Genomic DNA, 1,901 nt, shown 5'->3' with positions numbered 1-1,901 from the left:
GACGACGCTCAACCTCGGAACGGCGCGGTTCACCATTGATGTTTGGCTCGGAACGTCGCTGGCGAACAAGGTCTGCCAATTCATCAAGCCGGGAACGGCCCTGGTCGCGAGCTGGCCCAATCCGGAGCAGGTCGACGTCCGCATGACGCTCCGGGTTTATGACGTCTAGCCATGCCGACACACAATGATGCGCTGCTCGAGGCCTATGCCTCGTGTCCGCCGAGCGCGCGGATCTATTACACGCTTGAGCTCTGGCAGTCGTCATTCGACCAGCCGGCGCGCGTCGTCGCCAACGTCGGCGACGATATGGCCTTTGGGCTCGAGGCTGGCGCGCCGCGCAACGCCGGCGAGACCGTGACCTTTCTCGCGTGTCCTTTCGAGGCCGCCTATCCGGAGCAAAAGGAAGGCCAGCCGCCCTCGACGACGATCAAGATCGACAACGTCAACCGCGAGCTGGTGCCGAAGATTCGCGCGGCGCAGGGGACGCGGGAATATGTCCAGGTCCTGTATCGCGAATATCTCGGCAGCGACCTGACCGAGCCGGCCTATGGGCCGATCGAATTCGAGCTGCGCAGCGTCCAGATGGTCGGGCCATCGCTGACCGGAACGGTCATGGTCAAAAACCTGCAGAACAAGCGGTTTCCGCGCCTTACCAAAAATTACGACTACATCCAGTTTCCGAGCCTGCTGCCGTGACGTCTTTAGTGTTAGGTAGGGTTCGTATCGTCTTCGAGGCTATCAAATCCTCCTAGTTCAACGATCTTTTCGAGGTCGCGAAGCGTAACGACCTGTCGCCTGAAATCCAGAATGCCTTGGTTTCGAAATGCCTGGAGCACTCGGTTGACATGCACGACGCTGAGTCCCAGTGCATCGGCCAGCTTTGATTGGGTGATCGGAAAGTCAAACTGCTCGTTGACAACCAATCCCATCGCGTCGAGCCGGTGACGCAATTCCGCGATCAGGTAAGCCATGCGACCGGATGCCGATCGCGTGCCGAGGCTGACAATCCACTGTCGAAACAACGCAGCGTCTGTAAGCGTCTCGCGCCAAAGAGCCCTTTCAAGGGCGGGCCGCGTCTTGAGGGTATGTTCGAGCAAATCGTGATTTATATAACCGACCTTCGCCTTCGACAGGGTCGTCAGGTCATGATCCATCCGTTTGATTGCTAGACCTTGAAGATCAGGCATGTCGCCAGCAATATGAAATGACAGGATCTGACGCTTACCGTTTTCCGAGACCTTGGAGCGATAGGCGAAGCCGCTCAAGATCACGCAGCATTGCGTGCTGAGGTCCCCCTCGCGAACGATCGGCTCCTCCGCAGCTAGATTCTTGACAGGTGCTATGATGGCGCGCAGGGCACCGAGGTCTTCATCGGGTATCTCAGAGTGCGACCGCAACTTGCGGATCATCATCTCGATGGGCATTCAACTATTCCTCTGAACCGGCCGGGACGGTCCGGCTCGCCATGGAACGTAGCAATTAATGACCAGTGGGGGCACGCTAATTCCATCGGGGCGCTCGGCATTCCTCGCGCCGCTGATCGGCGAGCCGTGGGCCTGGCAGGCCCGCAACTGTTGGGATTTCGCCTGCCATGTGCAGCGCGAGCTGTTCGGCCGGAGGCTGCCACAAATCGCGGTGCCGGCCGATTTCAGCCGGCGCTGGGTGCTCGAGGAGTTTGCCGGCCATCCGGAGCGCGCGCGCTGGCGCCAGGTGCCGGACGGTCCTGGCGGCCTGGTGATGGCCGCTGACGGCGCGCTGGTCCTGATGGCCCATGCGCGGTTTCCCGCGCATATCGGCGTCTGGCTGCGCCAAGAGGCCCGGGTGATCCACTGCGATAGCCACGCGGGCGTTGCCTGCGAAACCGTCCTGGCGCTGCGCCAGGTGGGTTGGAAAAACCTCAT

The 1,901-nt window shown here is 60.7% G+C and carries 3 protein-coding genes; 2 read left to right on the top strand and 1 reads right to left on the bottom strand.

Annotated features, from left to right (window positions below; genetic code table 11):
- Window positions 1–171: 171 nt before the first annotated feature.
- A complete protein-coding gene (locus tag AC628_RS41080) occupies window positions 172–696 on the top strand; it encodes a DUF1833 family protein (RefSeq protein ID WP_074132505.1) in 525 nt (174 codons plus the stop codon).
- A gap of 11 nt (window positions 697–707) precedes the next feature.
- On the opposite strand, the gene AC628_RS41075 is transcribed toward AC628_RS41080, so the two are convergent.
- Entirely contained in the window at window positions 708–1,424 is a 717-nt protein-coding gene (locus AC628_RS41075) for a Crp/Fnr family transcriptional regulator (RefSeq protein WP_074132504.1), read from the bottom strand.
- Window positions 1,425–1,482: 58 nt separating this feature from the next.
- On the opposite strand from AC628_RS41075, the gene AC628_RS41070 reads away from it, so the two are divergent.
- A partial coding sequence (locus tag AC628_RS41070) for a hypothetical protein (RefSeq protein ID WP_074132503.1) occupies window positions 1,483–1,901 on the top strand: 419 nt, incomplete at its 3' end.

Source organism: Bradyrhizobium sp. NAS96.2 (assembly GCF_001908235.1).
Lineage (GTDB): Bacteria > Pseudomonadota > Alphaproteobacteria > Rhizobiales > Xanthobacteraceae > Bradyrhizobium.
Note: the sequence above shows the minus strand (reverse complement) of the source record. Positions and strands in the feature narration are given on the sequence as shown.